Below are 18,989 nucleotides of genomic sequence, written 5' to 3'. Positions count from 1 at the left end.
AGCCCCCGCCCCCGACCCGGGCTCAGACCCGCGCCCAGGCCTCTGCCCAGGCCTCTGGCTCGGCCCCGACCTCGGAGCCGGGTCCGGTCTTGGCCTCGGCTCCGGTCTTGGCCTCGGCTCCGGTCTTGGCCTCGGCTCCGGCCCCGGCCTCGGCTCCGGCCCCGGCCTCGACTCCGGCCCCGGCCTCGGCTCCGGCCCCGGCTCCGGCCCCGGCCCCGGCTTCGGCGCCGCCCGCGCCCGCGGCCCCGGCCCCGGCCCCGGCTTCATCCCCGACCCCGTCCCCTGCCCCGGCTCCGGCCTCGACTCCGGTTCCGGCCCAGGCGTCTGGCCAGGCCCAGGCCTCTGCCCCGGCTCCGGCTCCGACCTCGGCTCGGGCTTCGGGCCTGGCCCCGGCCCCGACCTCGGCCCCGACCCCGTCCCCTGCCCCGGCTCCGGCCTCAACCCTGGCCCCGGCTCCGGCCTCGACTCCGGTTCCGGCCCAGGCGTCTGGCCAGGCCCAGGCCTCTGCCCCGGCTCCGGCTCCGGCTCCGACCTCGGCTCCGGCTTCGGGCCCGGCCCCGACCCCGACCCCGGCCCAGACCGAGCACGCTCCCCCCGCACCCGGCCCGGTAGGGCACTGGTACCGGCGCCCCGTGTCCGCCACCGAGCGGCTCTACCTCGCCGCCGGGGACCCGCGCGGGGCCATGGCCCTGCGGATCGTCATCGAGGGCGACGGTGTGCCCGAGCCCGCGCACTTGCGGGCCGCGCTCGCCCGGGCCGCCGAGTCCTGCCCCGGGTCACGGCTCGTGCGCACCGGGGCCGAGTGGCGGGCCGAGGGGCCGCCGCCGGGCCTGCGGTACGCCGCCCCCGCGGACCCGTACGACGGCGTCCTCGATGCGGCGGTGCTCACCGGGCACACCCACCCCGCCGACCCGCCCGGCTGCGAGGTCCTGGTCGTGCCCGGCCTGGACCCGGCCCGCTCCACCCTCGTCTTCAGCGCCTCCCACGCGCTGATGGACGGTCACGGCGCCCTGCTCTGGGTCCGGGAGGTCTTCCGCGCGCTGCGCGGCGAGCTCGCCCGCCCCGCACTGTCCCCGGAGACCGACCACGCGCTCCTGCGCCGCCTGGGCTGCACCGCCCGCCGCCCCACCCCGCCCCTGGACCGCCCGTCCCCCCTGCCCCGCGAGGGCCGGGGCGCCGCCGCAGGCGCAGGGCACACCCACTGGCTGCGCCGGACCCTGCCCGGTCACCACCCGGCCCTGACCGCCCGCCTCGCCCAGGCCCTCGCCGACACCACCGGGCGCTCCGCCCGGGTCATGGTCCCGGCCGACCTGCGCCGCTACGATCCCGACCTCGCCGCCACCGGCAACCTCACCCTGCCCCTCTTCCTCGACCTGCACCCGGGCACGGAGTGGACCGTCGCGCACACCCGCCTGCTGACGGCCCTCGCCGAGGGCCGCGAGTGCGCCACCGGCTTCGAGAGCGCGGCGGCCCGGCTCCCGGGGGCCGCCACCGCCTTGCTGCTGCGGGCCGCCCAGGCCGTCGCGGCCCGTACCGACCGGCACTTGGCCACCGCCGTCGTCTCCCACCTGGGCCGCCTGGACCTGTACGAGTACCAGGGCGGCGGGTTCACCGCCACTGCCGTCCACGCGCTGCCCGTCCACGCGCCGCTGGTGCCGCTCTCGCTGGTCGCCGCCGAGACCGGCACCGGAGCGGACGGCACCGCCCGGACCGAGGTGACGATCGGCGTCCGTGGCGGCCCCGGGCTCGCCGACCGCGCGGCCCGCCTCCTCGACGCCACCCTGACCCACCTGACCGGCCCGGCCGCGATGCCGTCCGCACTGGTCCGCACCGCCACCGCGCCCGCGCCCGCCACCGCGCCCGCGCCCGTCAAGCCGGCCGTCCCGGCCTCGGGCCCGGCCCTGGCCTCGGCCCCGACACCGACACCGACACCGACACCGGCCCCGGCCCCGGGTTCCGGCTCCGGCCCGGGTTCCGGCTCGGACCCCGCCCGGAGCCCCCGCCCCGGCGCGGCCTCCGCTTCCGCCCCGGCGGCTGCCGCGCCCGCCCCGGCAACCAGTTCAACCCCCGCCGCCGGGAACGGCGTTCGGGCCGGGTCCGCCCCCGCCCCCGCCACGGCGGCCGCCGCACCCGCCCCCGCCCCGGTGCCGGACCCCGGACCCACCGGCGCGGACACCGTCGTGGACCTCTTCCGGGCGCGGGCCGCCCGTACACCGCACGCCTGCGCCCTCGACGGCCCCGAGGGCCCGCTCACGTACGCCGCACTCGACCGCCGCTCCGACGCCGTTGCCACCGCGCTGCGCGACCGCGGCATCGGCCGGGAAGATCCGGTCGCCCTGGTCGTCGACCGCTCACCGGCCGGGGTCACCGCCCTGTGGGGCATCCTCAAGGCGGGCGCCGCCTACCTGCCGCTGGACCCCGCCCACCCCGACGCGCGGATCGAGGAGGTCCTGCGGGCCTCCGGCGCACGGCTCTGCCTGACCCAGCGTCACTTCACGGAGCGGCTGGCCCGGTTCGTGCCGTGCCCGGTGCTCGCCGCCGAGGACGTGCCCGCCCTGCCCGACGGCTCCCCGCCGCCCGGACCCGGCCCCGCCGCCGGGGACCTCGCGTACGTCATGCACACCTCCGGCTCCACCGGCCGGCCCAAGGGCGTACAGATCGAGCACGGCAGCCTCGTCGGCTTCGTCCGCTGGATGACGGCCCTCTGCCGGGTCACGGACACCACCCGCTTCGGTTTCGTCTCCTCCTACGCCTTCGACATCTCCTGCTTCCCGTTGTTCCTCCCCCTCCTCGCGGGCGGTACGGCCGTCCTCGCACCCGGCGCCCCCTCGCGCGCCGCGCTGCGCCGCCTCGTCACCGAACACCGGGCCGACACCCTCGCCCTGACCCCGTCCCACCTGCCGCTGCTGACCCCGGGCGGGGCCGTACGCACCCTGCTGCTCGGCGGCGAGACGCTCACCCCGGCCGCCGTACGCGCGGCACGCACCGCCTTCGGAGCGGACTGCCGGATCATCAACGGCTACGGGCCCACCGAGGCCACCGTCGCCTGCCTCGCCCACGTCGTCGACGACGGCGACCTCGACGGGGGCGCCGCGACGATCCCGCTGGGCACGCCGGGCCCGTACGCCCGCGTCGACCTCGTCGCACCGGACGGCACGGGGGCGTTGGACCCAGGGCAGAGCGGTGAAATCGTCGTCACCGGCCCCCAGGTCGCCCGCGGTTACCTGGTGGCCGACGGCCCGTCCCCCTTCCTCACCCTCCCCGACGGCACCCGCGGCTACCGCACGGGCGACCTGGGACGGCGCCTCCCGGGCGGCGCCATCGAGTTCGCCGGGCGCGCGGACGGGCAGCTCAAGATCGCCGGACACCGGGTCGAACCCGCCGAGACCGTCGCCGCGCTGGAGGCCCACCCCGCCGTGCGCCGCGCCGTGGTCACCGCCCGCCGCCGCACCCCCACCACCGCCCCGGCGCTGTGCGCGTACGTAGTCCCCCGCGCCCCCGGCCCGGACTCGTGCAAGGACCTCCCCGCCCTCCTCCGCGCCGGGCTGACCGGCAGACTGCCCGCCCACCTGGTCCCGGCGCATCTCGTCCTCGTGGACGAGATCCCCAGCACGGTGACGGGCAAGGCCGACCTCGACGCGCTCCCCGACCCGTTCGGCAACCAGGACCCCGCACCCGCACCCGCACCCGCACCCCTCCGGGAACGAGTGGCCGGACACTGGGCCGCGATCCTCGGCACGGACACCGCCACCGCCCTGGCCCCCGGCGCGGACTTCCAGGACCTCGGCGGCGACTCCCTCGCCCTGATCGAGATGCTCACCGCGGTCTCCTCGGACCTGCTGAACCAGGCCCAGGCCGACCACTTCATGAGCCGACTGGAGTCCCTGGTCCGCGAAGTGACGGTTGATCAGATATGTACCCACATCGAGGCCGCCCGGGAAGAGGTACCCGCGTGATCTTCATCGGAGACGGCGCCCTGCTCCACCGGGCCGTGCGCCACGCCCTCGCCGAGGGTCACCCCGTCGACCTCGTCTGCTCCACGGACCCGCTTGACGCGGCCGGGGCCCCGCACCTGGCCGCCCCCGACGTCAACGCGCACGCCGACACCCTCGCGGCCGCCTGCACCGACGGCATCGTCTGGTCGCTCAACAACCGGCGGATCTTCCGGGCGCCCCTGCTCTCCCGGGGCCTGCGCATCCTCAACGTCCACAACGGCCTGCTGCCGCAGCACCGCGGACTGCCCTCCGTCGCGCTCCTCTTCGCCCTGCTGCACGGCGACCCGGAGTACGGCGCCACCCTCCACGAGGTCGACGCGGGCATCGACACCGGCCCGGTGCTCGCCGAGCGCCGCTTCCCCCTCACCCCCGAGGACCGCCACCACCAGGTCATGCTCCGGGGCATCCGGGCCTGCCAGCGGCTCTTCGAGGAGCACCTCCCGTACGTGGCCACGGGCACGCCCGCCCCGCCCGCCGCCACCCCCCGCCCGCCCGCGCCCTCCGCCTACTACGGCGCCCGCGCCCTGGCCCGCCTCGCGGACTTCCGCGACCACCCGTCCTACCCCCGCGCCACCGACCTCGGCCCCTTCGCGCCCCACGCCCCCGAAGTGGCCCGGGCGGTGGCCGAACTCCGCTGACGGCGTCCGCGGGTCCGCTCTTCTTCGTGACGGTTCGATGGAACCGATATGTCGCCGTATCGATCTATAGCAGCGAGATCCGTTCGAGATCCGTGTTCGAGAACCGTACGTCTGCCCCGGAGTCCGAGTGAAACACCGTTCCGCCACGCTCTGCGCGGCCCTCGTCCTGTCCGCCGTCGCGGCGCTGTCCGGCTGTTCCAGCGACGGCGATCCCGTCTCCTTCGCGCCGAAGGATTCCGGGCAGTCGGCGAAGCCCGGGGAGAGCAAGGCCGCCAGTGATGTCCGGATGCCGACCAACCCGCGTTCGTGGGACCCGCAGCGGACGCTGGCGGACGGGACCCGGGTGGTGCACGTCGACCTGAAGGGGCCGAAGTCCGGTTTCACCGGCCGGGTGTGGGCCTGGGTGCCGAAGCAGTACGACCGGCCCGAGTACAAGAACAGTGCCTTCCCCGTCCTGATGGCCCTGCCGGGCGCCGTGGGCTACCCGACCAACTACTTCTTCTCCAAGGAGTTCCGTCTGCAGGAGCGGATCGGGGAGGCCGCCGACAAGGGTGAGAGCCTGCCGTTCATCGTGATCATGCCGGTCCTGAACGCGGACAAGGACACGTACTACGACGGCAGTGACATACCGGGGCAGCCGAAGATGGGCACCTGGATCTCGGATGACGTCCCCGACCTGGTGCGGGAGAACTTCCGTACGTACGCCGACCCGAAGGGCTGGGGCTTCTTCGGTTCCTCCTCCGGCGGCTACGTGGGCATGAAGATGGTGCTCCAGTACCCCGACCGGTTCAGCGTGGCGATCGCGGGCGGTCCGGACGCGGCGCCCGACTCGCCGCTGTGGAACGGCCATGCGAAGGAGAAGCAGGAGAACAGCCCGTCCTGGCTGGCCGAACAGCTGATCAAGAAGAGCGGCGGGGCGGGCGGCCCCACGAGCAGCCCGTCGAGCAGCGCCAAGGCCGGCTCCAAGAGCAGCCCCAAGAGCACGCCCAAGAGCAGCCCTTCGACCGGTGCCACGACCGGCCCCTCGACCGGCCCCACGACCGGCCTCAAGGTCCACATCTCCTTCATCATGGGCACGAAGGAGCCGAAGCAGGAGGTCGCGGCGCTCGACAAGCTCCGCCAGGAGATCACCAAGGGCCCGATAGAGACCCGGGTGACCTCCTTCGAGGGCGGCCACGACGGCTACAAGTACACGGACACCCTGTTCAACGGCGGTGACCTGAAGTGGATGAGCGACCGGATGCGCGGTCCGGTCGCCGCGCAGTGACCGTGCCCGGGGGAAGGGACGTGCCGATGACGGCCACAACCGAGGTGTCGGCCGCGGCCGCGCCCCTCGTGACACGCGCCGACCGGGGTCCGGGGGCGCCGCGGCCGCGGACCCGGCGCGCCCTGGTGGCCCTGGCGGCGACCGCGCTCGTGGCCTGCGCGGGCGTCGCGCCCGCGCACGCGAGCGCTCCCCTGACGCCGGTGACGCCCACGCCCGGTGCGTCAGGGGCGTCCGGGGCGTCCGGGGCGCCCGGTGGTGCGGCGCGCAAGGAGCCGCCCGCGCAGATGTCGAAGGTGGGCGGCGAGCGGCTCGGCAGTCCCGGCGACCAGGTGGGCGCGGGCGCCCCGAACCTTCCGGCGGGGCTGTCGGCGCTGTCCTGGGTGGTGGCGGACGCGGACACCGGCCAGGTGCTCGGGGCACGGAACGCCCACTGGCAGCTCCCCCCGGCCAGCACCTTGAAGATGCTCTTCGCGGACACGGTGCTGCCCGCGGTGCCGCACGACGGGAGCCGTACGGTGACGCCCGAGGACCTCAAGGGGATGGGCGACGGCAGCAGCGCGGTCGGCATCGTGCCCGGGGGGACGTACCAGGTACCCGACCTGTGGCGCGGGGTGTTCCTGCGCTCGGGCAACGACGCGGTGCACGTGCTCGCGGCGATGAACGGCGGCGTCGAGAAGACCGTCGCCGACATGCAGCGGCGTGCCACGGAACTGGGCGCCGGTGACACGAGCGTGCGCAGCCCCGACGGCTACGACGCCCCCGGCCAGGTCTCCTCGGCGTACGACCTCACGCTCTTCCTGCGACAGGGCATGAGGGACAAGGACTTCAAGGAGTACTGCTCGACCGCGTCGGCGCAGTTCCCCGGTGGGCCCGCCGGACCCGGCAAGGACAAGCCGTTCGGGATCAGCAACACCAACCGCATGCTGTCCGGCGCCGACGGCGTGGCCCCGTACCCGGGCCTGATCGGCGGCAAGAACGGCTACACCACGAACGCGGGGAACACCCTGGCCGAAGCGGCCCAGCGGGACGGGCACACCATCGTGGTGACCGTGATGAACCCCCAGGACAACAAGCGCGACCAGGTCTACACCGAGATGCGCGCACTGCTCGACTGGGGCTTCGCGGCGGTCGGCAAGGCCACCCCGGTCGGCACCCTCGACCAGGCCGCGGCGGGTGGCGGCGCCAAGGCGAAGGGCGGGGCGGCGGGAGCGTCGTCCGGTTCCGGTTCCGGATCGGGTTCCGGCTCGGCCTCCGGTCCGGGCGTGCTGGGCTGGAGCGCGATCGGAGCCGGGGCGGCGGCCGTGGCGGGGGGCGCGGGCTGGCTGGTGGTGCGCGGGCGCCGTCGCGCGCGGGGGCGAAACGCGCGGGGGTGAAACGGGAGGGCGCCCCGCCGACAGTCACTTGCCCGCCGCTCACTCGTTCCCTCCGTGTCATCACCACCGAGGAAGGGACGAGACGGGGATGAGCCGTCGTCAGAAGGGCCGCAAGCACCGTGAGGTGAACCGGACACCCCGCCCGGTGGGCCGGGCGCCACTGCGGCTGCCGGGCAGTTCGCCCCGCAAGCGGCGGTCACCGGCCGCGCAGGCCATGGAGGTCGTGTCCTCCACGAGGTCCGTGGAGGACACCGGTCCGGCCCCCGTGTTCACGGTCCCGGTGAGCAGCGGTGGCCTGGGGCTGCCCGCCGCGCGCACCTGGCAGGGCCTACGGGGCTCCGGGCCTGCGGGGGCGAGCGTCGCGGAGCTGTGCATCGCCGCCGGGTTCACGGCGCCCACCGTGGTCAGGCACCTGCGGGCACTCGCCGGCTTCGGACTGGCCCGCCGGTCCGAGACCGGCCAGCTGTGGCACCGGACCGACGCCGACCCGGCCGCCATCGAGGTGTCGTCGCTGACCTCGTCCTAGCCCCGCCCGGTCCACCGGCGCCCGGGCAGCGGCCGTCCTCCCGGACCCGCGTCGGCGGTCGTTGTCAGACCCCCTCGGTACCGTCGGTACATGAGAGCTACGGCAACGTTCACCGTCACAGGATTCACCCCCGCCGAGTTGCGGCCGGAACCGGCCGTGTCCACCGGGATGCCGGTGGGCGTCGCGACGATGGAGAAGCACTTCGAGGGGGAGGTCGCGGGGCGCTCGGCGACCCTGTTCACCGCCGCGTTCGACCAGTCGACCGGGGTCGGCACCTATGTGGCCATGGAGTCCTTCGAAGGCTCGCTGGCGGGCCGCGAAGGTTCCTTCAACTTCGCGCACTCGGCGACCACCTCCGGGGCCGACCGCACCGCGGAGTTCTTCACCATCGTGCCCTCCAGCGGCACCGGCGAGCTGGCCGGCATCACCGGCGCGGGCGGGATGGCCGTCGACGCCGATGGCACGCACCGCATGTGGTTCGACTACGAGCTCGGCTGAGCGGGATGAGCGGCGGACGCAAGCAGCCGGTGCGGGCCCCGGCTGCGGGGCGCGTTCCCGGCCCGCGGCGGATGGCCGTGGCGTGGGGCGTGATCGTGGTCGTGGCCGTGGTGAGCACGACCGGGCTCACGATGTTCGACCTCGGCGTGGGCATCGTCTTCGGCCTCCTCGCGCTGTGGGCGCTGTATGCGTGGGTACTGCGCAAGATCGTCTACGGGGGCGGGCCCGTACCCCGCCGGACCAGGACGGCCTACTGGGCCGGCGGCCTCCTCATGGTCGTCGGCGGAGTGCACGCACCGGACGCCTTCCTCGCCGTCGCCGGAGCACAGGGCACGGCCACGGTCGCCTACTCCTCCACGGCCACCGGCGCGCACGGGATGACGTACGGGCAGTGCTGGATCGACCTGCCCAACGGCGCCGACGAGCACCTCCCCGGGACCGGTCCTTGCCCCGCGCCGCACGGAGCGCACCTCACGGTCGTCTACTCGCCGGACGGCGTGGTCGGCCCGCTCCTCGGGACCAAGCGCGACCTGATGTGGTGGTGGGAGGCCGGCTTCCTGCTCGCCGGCACCGCGCTGCTCGTCACGACGGCGATACGGACCGTCCGCGACCCGGCCCGGGACCTCCCCCCACGCCGCCGACCCCCGCCCCGCCGGGCCGGCTGACCGCCGACCCGGCCGCGCACCCCTTCCCGGCGGGGCCATATCCAGCCCCTCGGGCGGGCGAGCCGCACACCCTCCGACGGCGGGGCCAAATCCAGCCCCTCGGGCGGTCGAGCCGCACCCTCCGACGGCGGAGCAAAACCAGCCCCTCCGGCGTTTGAGGAGCGGGGTTCGGGGCGGAGCCCCGAGACGCCCGGCGCAGCCGCCGCCCTTCCAGGCCGGCCCGCGCGTCCCGCCGGGATCCTGCCGCCGCCTCAGGAGCCCTGCGAACGGCCCTCGTCACGGGCCTGGTTACGGCCCTCGGCACGGGCGTCGATACGCCGCCGGGCCCGGGCGATCATGCGCCGCCCGCGGTCATCCCCCAGGGCGCACAGCGCGCGCAGCGCCCTGGCCTCGTAACCGCCACCCCGTACGCCGCCGAGCACCGCGAACCGCGTGCCGTCGCCCTCCGCGACCGCGGCCATCCCGCCGATCACCCGCCTGCTCTGCATCAGGCAGTAGCCGGGCTGGAGCAGGACGTCGAACCGGGCCCGGTAGCCGAGGGGACCGTGCGCCCAGCCCCAGCCCCGCCCGTGCCCGGGCCCCCCGAGCCCCCCGGACCGGTGGCCCGGGAGCATGCGGAACGCCCGGAGGGTCGGCACCAGGTGGGGCAGCTCCCCCTCCAGGTCGCCCGCCACGTCCCACACGGCTTCGGGAGGAGCGTCGACGTACTCCTCCACGTACATGACGGCGCCCAGCCCGGCGGCCATGACGCGCAGCCGCCGGACGGGGTCGAGTTCTGTCGTGGGCCAGCCGGTGGTCATCGTGTCCACGCCTTCCGAAAGCTGTTGCGGGCCCGGTGCAGTCTCGACTTCACCGTGCCACAGGGGATGTTCAGGGCATCGCTGGCCGCGCGTTCGTCCAGCCCTTCGAGTTCGCGCAGCGTCAGCACCGCGCGGTGCTCGGCGGACATCCGGCGCAGGACGTCGTGGACCTCGCAGGCCAGTTCCGTGTCGCGCGGGCCGGGTACGTCGTCGAACTCGCCCCACGGGGTCTCCCGTCGGGCCCGCCGCGCGACCCGCACCGCCTCGCGCACGGTGATGGTGCGGACCCAGCCGTACAGGGCGGTCGGGTCCTTCAGCCGGGGCAGGCCCTGGAAGACGGCGATCAGGGACTCCTGTACCGCGTCCGCACTGTCGGCGAGGGCGATCGGGCGGCAGAGCCGGCTGACGTACGGGGTCAGCAGGGTGATCAGGTCGTTGACGGCCAGCACGTCACCGGCCTGGGCGGCGCGCACCAGCCGGGCGGCGGGCTCCCAGGGCCCGGCCTCCGGGCCGACCGCGGACGGGCGGGCGCGTCCGGGGTCGGGCTCCTTCGGCCGTGGCGTGTCCGGCTCCTGACGCCGGGCCGCTGTGTCGACTGCTCTCATCTGCCGCTCTCCTCCGTCGCGTGGGGCATCGCTCCGTCCGCACGCAGGCGGCGCAGACCGCACGGTGCTTCATAGGGACAGAGGCGCAAAACAGAGCGGACACTCCATCGGTCCGCCCATTTGCTCGCAGGAATCGGAGACCGGGGGAGTGTCCGGAGCCCGGACGGCCTCTTCCCTGGTGTCGGACATGCCGCCGGAGCCGTGAAGGGGCCGAGGACACGTGAAGGGGCCGAGGACAGTGGAGAAGGAACGTCATCCCGAGGTGCGCACCGGTCAGGGCGTGGTGCGGGGCCGGGTCGAGGACGGGATCGCCGTCTTCCGGGGCATCCCCTACGCGCGCCCGCCCTTCGGCGCGCTGCGCTTCGCCGCGCCGGAGCCGGCGGCGCCGTGGGACGGGGTCCGGCCGGCGCTGGAGTTCGGGCCGCCACCGCCGCAGTACGACCGGATGAGCCCGCGGGCGGCTGCGGGCGGCGCCGGCGGGGCGGCGGTCGACCGGGCTCCGGACTGTCTGACGGTCAACGTGTGGTCTCCGGCGCTCGGGTCCGTCGCACTGCCCGTGATGGTGTGGTTCCACGGCGGCGCCTACGTGTTCGGCAGCGCGGCGGACCCGGTGTACGACGGGGCGCGCCTCGCCCGCCGGGACGTGGTGGTGGTGACCTTCAACTACCGGGTGGGGATGGAGGGGTTCGGGCAGCTCGCCGGAGCCCCGGCCAACCGCGGCCTGCTCGACCAGATCGCGGCCCTGCGGTGGGTGCGGGAGAACATCGCGGCCTTCGGCGGCGCACCGGACGACGTGACGCTGTTCGGCGAGTCCGCCGGAGCCGGGTCGATCGCGGCCCTGCTGGCGATGCCCGCGGCCGCGGGGCTCTTCCACCAGGCGGTGGCGCAGAGCGTGCCCGGCTCGTACTTCACCCCGGAGCTGGCCTCGCGGATCGCCGGGGCCGTGGGCGCCCGCGTGGGCGCTCCGGCCACGGCGCGGGCGCTCCGGGACACTGATCCGCACTTGCTCGTGCGGGCCGCGGACCAGGTGTTCGCCGCGCGGGGCGAACACGCGGAGCAGTGGGGCACGGTGGCGCACGCGGAGACCGTGTTCTCGCCGGTGGTCGACGGGGAGTCGCTGCCGCGCACCCCGTGGGAGGCGGTCGCCCAGGGGGCGGCCCGTGACCTGGCCCTGATGTTCGGTCACAACCGGGACGAGTACCGGCTGTTCATGGCCAAGCGCGGGGAGTTCGGCGAGGTGAGTGGCGACCGGGCGGACACGGCCCTGCGGGTGTTCGGGCCGGGCGGCGGCGGGGGGAGCGCGTACCGCCGGGCCTACCCGGGGGCGGGCGCCGAGGAGCTGTACGAGACGGTGATGTCCGACTGGATGTGCCGGATGCCGACGGTGCAGCTGCTGGAGGCCCAGGTGGCGGCGGGCGGTGTGGCGTACGCCTACGAACTGCGCTGGCCGGCCCCGGTGTCCGGGGGGCGGCTGGGTGCCTGTCACGGTCTGGACGTACCGCTGGTGTTCGGGACCCTGGACGCTCCGCTCGCCCGGCAGATGCTGGGGGAGAGCGCTCCGGCGGCGGCCGGCGCGCTCTCGGAGCGGATGCAGTCGGCCTGGGCGAGGTTCGCCCTGTACGGAGATCCGGGCTGGCCCGGATACCGGGCGGCGGACCGGCTGTCGAAGGTTTTCGACTGCGAAGACGCTCTGCTGGGGGACCCGGTGGCGGCCTCCCGGAAGGTGTGGCGGAACCACTCCTTCACTGCGCTGGAACCGCGGTAAACGCCTTTCCCGCGCAGGAGCGGCGGCCGTCTCAGATCGCGGAAGTTGTTTGGAACAGGTCAACTTCCTGATGTTAGGGTGGCTGCTGCTGCGCATGGCCGGATTTTGGTCGCGACGGGGGTTGAATGACCTCAATACGGCTGTCCGCAGAAGGTTACTCACGGGTTAATCATAAGCAGCGCTCTATATGTTCCACATTTCATGCTCCAGACATCTTTTGTTGGGCATTGAACAATCGCACGGTTTGGCGCCGCCCCCGTCCGGCGATACGAATACCGACAATGGGGGCGCAGTGGCCGAAATCGAAGTCGCGCGGACGACCGGCTGGGACATGGAGGAATTGGCCCGGCTCGTGGAAGGCGCGCAGCGGGGCGATGCGCTGGCCATGGACGAACTCCTCGGCGTCGTCGCACCGTACGTCGGCCGGATCTGCGGACCGGTGGCGCTCCAGGACGCCGCGGACGCGGCGCAGGAGGCGCTCATCGCGGTGTTCCGCAACCTCGGCCAGCTGAAGGCCCCGGCCGCGTTCCTCGGGTGGGTCCGGTCCATCGCCGTCCGGGAGGCGCTCAAGTACGCCAAGCAGCGTCAGCGGCAGGGCCCCCAGCCCGCGGACTGGGACGAGAAGCCGGCGCTGGAAGACCTCCAGCTCGCCTCGGACATCGCCGACGTGATGGGGCGCCTCGCACCCGAACACCGGGTGGTGCTGACCCTGCGGCACATCGACGGCCTGGACGAACAGGAGGTCGCGAGGATCCTCGTGGTACCGGTGGGGACGGTCAGGTCCCGGCTGTTCCGGGCACGCCGGTCATTCCGTTCCGCTTGGGAGTGAGCGGGCGTCCAGTCAGCGGGCGTCCGGTGAGCGGGCGTCCAGGCGCCGCTGCAAGCGGTCGAAGAGCATGCCGGTCCGTTGTTCCGCCCGCGGCTGGCGCACGCGGTCGACGAACCGGCCCCCGGGGAAGCGCAGGCTGCTGTAGAAGGCGAAGCGGGTGCGCTCGCCCTCGGCCACGGCGGCCATGCCGCCGACCAGCACCTTGCTCTGCATGAGGCACCAGCCCGGTCGCAGCACGATGTCGAAGTGCTCGCCGTGGCCCAGAACGCTGACGGCCCGCCCCGTCAGCCGGTCCTTTCCGGATCCTTCGGATCCGGTGACGGCAAAGGAACGCAGCCCCGGGACGATATGCGGGAGTTCCCGTTCCAGATCGGACGCGACGGCCCACAGGGCATCGAGAGGAGCGTCGAAAAGACGCTCGCCGTAACTCGGGTACTTCGATGCGGAGGCGATGACCTTCAGGCGGCGGAGCGGATCGATTTCGACTGCCGGCCAGTCGCTGTGCAGCGGACCAGTCACTGGAAACCGCCCCCTCTGATTCGTATGGGAGAGAGGCTCGCAGCATCCCCCTGCCTGGTCAAGCACTTCGGATTACCCGATCGGAGCGACCGGGCGCAATAGCGTATCGAGCCAGCCCCGATACGGCTCGCCCCGCCCCCTCCGGGAAAAGAAATTCGGTCCCGCGGGAGTGCATCCGCGCCGCGCGGCCTCTTCCTCCTCGAAGGAACACGGTTACCCGAGCATCGTACAAGGGGAGCAGCGGCATGCGGTTCGCCCAGTTGCCGGAGCGCAATGCGGGAACGACAGGAACGGGGAAGGCAGTCGTGCTGACCATGGGGACCCCGCTGAGGACCCGACTGACACTGCCGCGCGCCCTGGCGGACTCCAGGCCGCGCGAACCGGGGCTCGGCTTCGGCACCTGTTCCGTCCACGAGGGGCCGCCCGTGGCGGTGCGCGAGGCCGAGCGCCGGATGGCGAAGGACATGCCGCCCCGGCGCCGGGCCGACTTCCTGATCGGCCGTGGCGCACTGCACCGTGCGCTGCGCGCGGCGGGACTGACCGCCGACGCGGTGCTGTTCGAGGGGTCGCGCCCGCTCCTGCCCGCCGGGATCTCGGCGTCGATCAGCCACTCCGACGGGGTCGCCGTGGCCGTGGCCGGGCCCTCGGAGCGGTTCTCCTCGCTGGGCGTCGACCTGGAGCTGACCGGCCCGCCCCTGCGGGCGGCCCACCTGGTGCTGCGCGGGGCCGAGACGGCCGCGCTGCACGAGGCGGGGGACGCGGCGGAGCAGCGGCTGCTCGCGATGTACTCCGCCAAGGAGGCCGCGTACAAGGCCCTCAGCCCGCACCTCGGCCCCGAACTGCGGGGCCTGCGCGACCTGTTGCTCACCGCGGACGCCGACGGATTCCTGGCCCATGCCCCGAGCCGCCCCGCCCTGCGGCTGCGGGTGAGCGTCCGCAAGCTCCCGCGGGGCGTCCTGTGCTGGGCCCTCCCGCTGGGCACCCCGACCGCATCCTGACCGGCCCGCCTCCCGGGCCACGGCCCCGTCCTCACCGGCCCGCGGCCCCGGCTCCGGCCGTTCGTCCGTACGGGCCCGCACCCGCACGTGATCACGCGTACGGGCCCCCACCCGCACGCGCTCCCATCCCGCACGCGCTCACATCCGTACGCGATCACCCTCACGGACCACACCACCCTCACGGAGGTCATGCCGTCATGGACGCACCCACCCTGCTCGCCCCGCCCCGTCCGGCGGACTGGACGCCCGCCGCCTGGCGTCGGCACCCGGCCGCCCAGCAGCCCGAATGGCCCGACCACGCCCTGCTGCGCCGGGTGCGCGCCCGGCTCGCGGGCACCGCACCCCTCGTCCGCCCCGGCGAGATCCTGGAACTGCGCCGGGGGCTCGCCCGGGCCGCCCGCGCGGAGGCCTTCGTGGTGCAACTGGGCGACTGCGCGGAGACCTTCGAGACACCCACCTTCGCGGGCACCGCCGCCCGGGTGGAACTGCTCCACACCACCGCCCGGACGCTGGGACGCGCCCTGCGCCGACCGGTGATCCCGATCGGGCGGATCGCGGGCCAGTACGCCAAACCGCGCTCCTCGCCCACCGAGCGCGTCGGTGACCTCGTACTGCCCTCGTTCCGCGGCCACTTGGTCAACGATCCCGCCCCCACGCCCGCCGCCCGCGTCCCCGACGCGACGCGGCTGCTGCGCGGCCACGCCCACGCCCGTGACGTGCTCGCCCTGCTGCGCGAACTCGCCGCGTCCGGGATGACCGTGCAGGACCCCGCGATGGACGGCGCCCCCGCCGTGTGGACCAGCCACGAGGCCCTGCTGCTCGACTACGAGGAGCCGCTGGTGCGGCGCGACCCGGTGACCGGCGGCTGGTTCCTGACCTCCACCCACCTGCCCTGGATCGGCGCGCGCACCGGTGAACCCGACGGCGCGCACGTCCGGTTCCTGGCCGGGGTGGCCAACCCGGTCGGGGTGAAGGTCGGCCCGGGCACGGATCCGGAGCGCCTGGCCGAGCTGTGCGCGCGGCTCGACCCGGACCGCCGGCCGGGCCGGCTGGTGCTCATCTCGCGGATGGGCGCGGACGCGGTGCGCTCCGCGCTGCCTCCCCTGGTGGAGCGGGTCGCCCGGCTCGGCCACCCCGTGGTCTGGGTGTGCGACCCGGTCCACGGGAACACGTACACCAGCGGTACGGGCCACAAGACCCGCCACGTGGACGTGGTGGGCGAGGAGATCCGCGGGTTCTTCGCCGCGGTGCGCGCGGCCCGCGGCTGGCCCGGCGGCATCCATCTGGAGGCCACCCCGGCCGATGTCACCGAATGCGTGGGCGGCGCGCCCGCGGTGGCGGAGCGGGACCTCCCGCTGCGGTACGAGACGGCCTGCGACCCCCGGCTGAACGGCGCGCAGACCGCCCGACTGGCGGAACTCGTCGCGGAGTTGTGCGCCACGCCCTGACCCGACCGCTCGCGGGTCGCAGGTCGCAGGTCGCGTCGCGAGGCCGCCGGGCCCGGAAGGGTTCCGGTGAGGTTCGTCGCATTTCCGGCCGGAACGTCCGGCGCCGTCGCCACCTCCTGACGGGGTGACCGGCCCGCACGGGCCCGGTCGGCCGACCGATCGCCCCTCGCCCCCTGGGAGTTGCCATGCAGGACCGGACACCGCCGATGCCCGAGCTGGAAGGCGTCCAGCACCACTACGTCGACGTGCGGGGGGTGCGGCTGCACGTCGCGGAGGCGGGCCGGGGCACGCCCGTGGTACTGCTGCACGGCTTCCCGCAGCACTGGTACGGATGGCGGCGGCTGATCCCGCTGCTGGCCGGCGACCACCGGCTGATCTGCGTGGACCTGCGCGGCTTCGGCTGGTCCGAAGCACCCGCCGGGGGGTACGACACCGACAGCCGGGTGGCCGACGTCCTCGCGCTGATGGACGGGCTCGGGCTGGAGCGGGCCGCGCTCATCGGCCACGACTGGGGTGCGTGGACCGGCTTCCACCTCTGTCTGCGGGCCCCGGAGCGGTTCAGCCACTTCCTCGCGCTGAACATGCTCCACCCGTGGCCGCTGCACCACCGGCTGATGCCGCAGGCCTGGCGGTTCTGGTACACGGCGCTGCTCGAACAACCGCTGCTGGGCCGCTGGGTCCTGCGCAACCGCCCGGCCTTCACCCGCTACCTGATGCGCAAGGGGGTCACCGACCCGGCCGTCTGGGAGCCCGCCGTGCTGGACGGGTTCGTCACGTCGAGCCGGGAGCCGGACCGGGCGCGGGCCGGCGAGGCGCTGCACCGGGCCTTCGCGCTGCGGGACATCGCGAAGCTGCTGCTGGGCAGCTTCAAGAAGCACCGGCTGACCACACCGACCGTGATCATGGCGGGGGCCCACGACTTCATGCTGCCGCCGAGCGTGCTGTCGGGCGCCGGCCGGCACGCCGACGACCTGCGGGTGGAGGTGCTCGCCGACTGCGGGCACTACCTGCACGAGGAGCGCCCCGACCTGGTCGCCGAGACCGCCCGCACGCTCTTCTCCGACTTCCCCAGGGGCGACTGAAACCCCGCCGCCGTTCCGCGTCCGGCCCGGTCCTCGCCCCCTCCCGGGGGGCGCGGGCCGGGCCGGACGCGTTCGCGCGGACGGCGCGGGGGCCCGTACACGCCCCCTGCACGTCCCGTACGCAACCCCTGCAACTCCCGTACGCAGCGCGGATATTAGGCCCGCACGGCCGGAGCGAGAGGCTCCGGAAAAATATTCGAATCTCGGTGGAGTGTGACGGCCCCTCCCCCTCTCTTATCTGGTGTCGGCCGCTTCGAGCCGCTTGCCGCAAGACCACGAAACCCCAGCGCCCCACGACCGCCCCAGGGCGGAATCAGCGCTGCCCGAAAGCACCAGCCAGGCCGAGCAGAGGGATGACCATGCCCGACATATCCGCACTCAACCTCGACGTGATCCCCCAGCCCACCGCATCCCTCGGGGTGCTCCCCACCGTCGCCGCGGAGAAGCACCCCGACACCCCCTTCCTGTCCGACACGGCCTGGCGCACTTACGACGGCCCGGTCCGCACCTTCGCCGAGTTCGCGCGGGCCATCGACGACTACGCCGACCGGCTGTGGGCCGCCGGGATCCGCAAGGGCGACGTGGTCGCCGTGGTCCAGCGCAACCACATCGAGGTCGAGGCCGTCATGTGCGCCCTCGGCAAGATCGGCGCCCTGCCCGCCCTGCTGTCCTCCGGCATGGAGGTCGGCGAGCTGCTCGAATGTTTCGCCCGGCTGGACAACCCGTACCTGCTCGTCGACTCCCTCGGGCTCTCCCTGTTCGGCGATGCCCGCCGCGCCCTGCGGCTCCTGGTGCGCAACGTGCTGTGCCTGGAGCCGACCGAGCAGAACTGGGTCGTCCCGGTCCAGGACCGGCTGCCGCACGTGGCGAACCCGCGCGACGAGGACGAGTGGTTCGTCATCACCCACTCCTCGGGGACCACCGGCGCTCCGAAGATGGCGGCCCACTCGACCCGTTCGCTGTTCGGCATGGTCGCCCCGATGATCATGATCTTCCGGGACCAGTACTCGACGGACGACCTGAACGCCAAGCACCTGTCCTTCGTCCACGCCCGCACCTGCGCCGGCACCCTCGCCTCGCTCGAAACCGCGATGCCCGCCCTGGCCATCGCCGACCCGGACCCGGCCAACGTCAAGCGCCTGATGCTCGAACACCGCCCGACCTCCCTGGAGACGCACCCCAACGTCTACATCCAGTGGGAGTCGCTGGCCGACGACCCGGACCGCCCCTTCCAGCACGTCGAGCGGTTCATCAGCACCTTCGACGCGATGCACCCGCGCACCGTACGGGCCCTGCTGAACGCCTCCGAGCACCCCGACGCCCACTACTTCCAGGCGTACGGCCAGACCGAGTCCGGCCCGATCTGCCTGCGCATCGTGACCCGCGAGGAGTCCGCGGACTACTCGCCGCGCAACGTCGGTCACGCCGGCGGCGGCATGGAGATCCGCATCGTCGACGAGCGGGGCAACCCGCAGCCCGCCAACACCCCCGGCATCATCGAGACCCGCTCGCCCGGTCGCATGCGCGGCTACGTCGGCGGCGACCCGATGCCCCCGCAGGACTCCTGGTGGCCGATGGGCGACATCGGGCGTCAACTCGACGACGGCTCCCTCGAACTGCTCGACCGCATCGTCGAGCACGTCGACGGCGTCGGCAGCCTCCTGGAGAAGGAGGACCACCTCCTGGAGGCCCTGCCCGAGCTGGTCGAACTGGTCCTGGTGAAGGCCGAGGACACGGAGGACAGCGCGGTGTTCGCCGTCGCCTGCCCCCGCCCCGGCACCGTCCCCGACCCCGAGCGCTTCCGCGCCGTCGCCGCCGAGGCCGGGCTGCCCGACCTCCAGGTGCGCTTTTGGGAGTGGGAGGCGATGCCCATCACCGGTTCGTACAAGGTCCGCCGCTCCGTGCTCCGCCGCAAGCTCGCCCGCCGCATCCAGCGCACCACCACACAGCGCACCACCACACCCGCGAAGGAGTCCTGACC

17 protein-coding genes are annotated in these 18,989 nt (G+C 74.2%); 13 read left to right on the top strand and 4 right to left on the bottom strand.

Features of this window, described 5'->3' with window-relative positions; all coding sequences use genetic code 11:
• Nucleotides 1-22: 22 nt before the first annotated feature.
• Complete coding sequence (locus OHS33_RS37660) at nt 23-643, bottom strand: hypothetical protein (protein ID WP_330335413.1); 621 nt, start codon at nt 641-643, stop codon at nt 23-25.
• Between OHS33_RS37660 and OHS33_RS37655 the strand changes: the two genes are divergently transcribed.
• The 7 genes from OHS33_RS37655 (at nt 633) to OHS33_RS37625 (ending at nt 8,962) form a co-directional block, all read left to right on the top strand.
• Nucleotides 633-3,956, top strand: a complete 3,324-nt coding sequence (locus OHS33_RS37655) for a non-ribosomal peptide synthetase (protein ID WP_330335412.1) — start codon at nt 633-635, stop codon at nt 3,954-3,956. The two genes, OHS33_RS37660 and OHS33_RS37655, sit on opposite strands and share 11 nt — an antisense overlap.
• Nucleotides 3,953-4,633 carry a formyltransferase family protein gene (locus OHS33_RS37650; protein WP_330335411.1) on the top strand — a complete coding sequence of 227 codons (681 nt, stop codon included), beginning with the start codon at nt 3,953-3,955 and terminating at the stop codon, nt 4,631-4,633. The genes OHS33_RS37655 and OHS33_RS37650 overlap by 4 nt, the downstream gene beginning before the upstream one ends.
• 127 nt (nt 4,634-4,760) lie before the next feature.
• On the top strand, nt 4,761-5,900 hold the full coding sequence (locus tag OHS33_RS37645; RefSeq protein ID WP_330335410.1) for an alpha/beta hydrolase: 1,140 nt from the start codon (nt 4,761-4,763) through the stop codon (nt 5,898-5,900).
• Between the two features lie 26 nt (nt 5,901-5,926).
• Nucleotides 5,927-7,273: a D-alanyl-D-alanine carboxypeptidase family protein gene (locus OHS33_RS37640; protein WP_330335409.1), complete on the top strand. Its 1,347-nt coding sequence runs from the start codon at nt 5,927-5,929 to the stop codon at nt 7,271-7,273.
• 88 nt (nt 7,274-7,361) lie between these two features.
• The gene (locus tag OHS33_RS37635) at nt 7,362-7,799 is read left to right on the top strand and encodes a hypothetical protein (protein ID WP_330335408.1); all 438 of its coding nucleotides are present in this window, start codon (nt 7,362-7,364) and stop codon (nt 7,797-7,799) included.
• 90 nt (nt 7,800-7,889) lie between these two features.
• Nucleotides 7,890-8,297, top strand: coding sequence for a DUF3224 domain-containing protein (locus tag OHS33_RS37630; RefSeq protein WP_330335407.1), 408 nt, complete (start codon nt 7,890-7,892; stop codon nt 8,295-8,297).
• Nucleotides 8,298-8,302: 5 nt separating this feature from the next.
• Nucleotides 8,303-8,962 (top strand): hypothetical protein, encoded by a 660-nt coding sequence (locus OHS33_RS37625; protein WP_330335406.1) that lies wholly within the window; start codon nt 8,303-8,305, stop codon nt 8,960-8,962.
• Between the two features lie 251 nt (nt 8,963-9,213).
• On the opposite strand, the gene OHS33_RS37620 is transcribed toward OHS33_RS37625, so the two are convergent.
• Nucleotides 9,214-9,762, bottom strand: a complete 549-nt coding sequence (locus OHS33_RS37620) for a hypothetical protein (protein ID WP_330335405.1) — start codon at nt 9,760-9,762, stop codon at nt 9,214-9,216.
• A complete protein-coding gene (locus OHS33_RS37615) occupies nt 9,759-10,367 on the bottom strand; it encodes an RNA polymerase sigma factor (protein WP_330335404.1) in 609 nt (202 codons plus the stop codon). Before OHS33_RS37615 ends, OHS33_RS37620 begins: the two co-directional genes overlap by 4 nt.
• 238 nt (nt 10,368-10,605) lie before the next feature.
• On the opposite strand from OHS33_RS37615, the gene OHS33_RS37610 reads away from it, so the two are divergent.
• Together OHS33_RS37610 and OHS33_RS37605 are read left to right on the top strand one after the other, a co-directional pair.
• Complete coding sequence (locus OHS33_RS37610) at nt 10,606-12,132, top strand: carboxylesterase/lipase family protein (protein ID WP_330335403.1); 1,527 nt, start codon at nt 10,606-10,608, stop codon at nt 12,130-12,132.
• A 292-nt stretch (nt 12,133-12,424) separates the two neighbouring features.
• On the top strand, nt 12,425-12,961 hold the full coding sequence (locus tag OHS33_RS37605) for an RNA polymerase sigma factor (protein WP_330335402.1): 537 nt from the start codon (nt 12,425-12,427) through the stop codon (nt 12,959-12,961).
• A gap of 12 nt (nt 12,962-12,973) precedes the next feature.
• Here OHS33_RS37605 and OHS33_RS37600 read toward each other — a convergent pair whose 3' ends face one another.
• Nucleotides 12,974-13,480 (bottom strand): hypothetical protein, encoded by a 507-nt coding sequence (locus tag OHS33_RS37600; RefSeq protein WP_330335401.1) that lies wholly within the window; start codon nt 13,478-13,480, stop codon nt 12,974-12,976.
• Between the two features lie 314 nt (nt 13,481-13,794).
• On the opposite strand from OHS33_RS37600, the gene OHS33_RS37595 reads away from it, so the two are divergent.
• The 4 genes from OHS33_RS37595 to OHS33_RS37580 all read left to right on the top strand — a co-directional run bounded on the left by OHS33_RS37595 (nt 13,795) and on the right by OHS33_RS37580 (nt 18,987).
• Nucleotides 13,795-14,478 carry a 4'-phosphopantetheinyl transferase family protein gene (locus OHS33_RS37595; protein ID WP_330335583.1) on the top strand — a complete coding sequence of 228 codons (684 nt, stop codon included), beginning with the start codon at nt 13,795-13,797 and terminating at the stop codon, nt 14,476-14,478.
• Nucleotides 14,479-14,675: 197 nt separating this feature from the next.
• Nucleotides 14,676-15,926, top strand: coding sequence for a 3-deoxy-7-phosphoheptulonate synthase (locus OHS33_RS37590; protein WP_330335400.1), 1,251 nt, complete (start codon nt 14,676-14,678; stop codon nt 15,924-15,926).
• A 185-nt stretch (nt 15,927-16,111) separates the two neighbouring features.
• Nucleotides 16,112-17,008 (top strand): alpha/beta fold hydrolase, encoded by an 897-nt coding sequence (locus tag OHS33_RS37585; RefSeq protein WP_330335399.1) that lies wholly within the window; start codon nt 16,112-16,114, stop codon nt 17,006-17,008.
• A 359-nt stretch (nt 17,009-17,367) separates the two neighbouring features.
• Nucleotides 17,368-18,987 (top strand): class I adenylate-forming enzyme family protein, encoded by a 1,620-nt coding sequence (locus OHS33_RS37580; protein WP_330335398.1) that lies wholly within the window; start codon nt 17,368-17,370, stop codon nt 18,985-18,987.
• The last annotated feature ends 2 nt before the right edge of the window (nt 18,988-18,989 follow it).

This window comes from Streptomyces sp. NBC_00536 (assembly GCF_036346295.1).
GTDB lineage: Bacteria > Actinomycetota > Actinomycetes > Streptomycetales > Streptomycetaceae > Streptomyces.
This window is presented reverse-complemented; position numbering and strand designations above follow the sequence as displayed.

Excerpts from the sequence above, each read along its gene's own strand:
- OHS33_RS37585 (WP_330335399.1), top strand. The coding sequence starts at position 16,112 with ATGCAGGACCGGACACCGCCGATGCCCGAGCTGGAAGGCGTCCAGCAC.
- OHS33_RS37630 (WP_330335407.1), top strand. The coding sequence starts at position 7,890 with ATGAGAGCTACGGCAACGTTCACCGTCACAGGATTCACCCCCGCCGAG.
- OHS33_RS37640 (WP_330335409.1), top strand. The coding sequence starts at position 5,927 with ATGACGGCCACAACCGAGGTGTCGGCCGCGGCCGCGCCCCTCGTGACA.
- OHS33_RS37595 (WP_330335583.1), top strand. The coding sequence starts at position 13,795 with ATGGGGACCCCGCTGAGGACCCGACTGACACTGCCGCGCGCCCTGGCG.
- OHS33_RS37590 (WP_330335400.1), top strand. The coding sequence starts at position 14,676 with ATGGACGCACCCACCCTGCTCGCCCCGCCCCGTCCGGCGGACTGGACG.
- OHS33_RS37620 (WP_330335405.1), bottom strand. The coding sequence starts at position 9,762 with ATGACCACCGGCTGGCCCACGACAGAACTCGACCCCGTCCGGCGGCTG.
- OHS33_RS37615 (WP_330335404.1), bottom strand. The coding sequence starts at position 10,367 with ATGAGAGCAGTCGACACAGCGGCCCGGCGTCAGGAGCCGGACACGCCA.
- OHS33_RS37635 (WP_330335408.1), top strand. The coding sequence starts at position 7,362 with ATGAGCCGTCGTCAGAAGGGCCGCAAGCACCGTGAGGTGAACCGGACA.
- OHS33_RS37580 (WP_330335398.1), top strand. The coding sequence starts at position 17,368 with ATGCCCGACATATCCGCACTCAACCTCGACGTGATCCCCCAGCCCACC.
- OHS33_RS37625 (WP_330335406.1), top strand. The coding sequence starts at position 8,303 with ATGAGCGGCGGACGCAAGCAGCCGGTGCGGGCCCCGGCTGCGGGGCGC.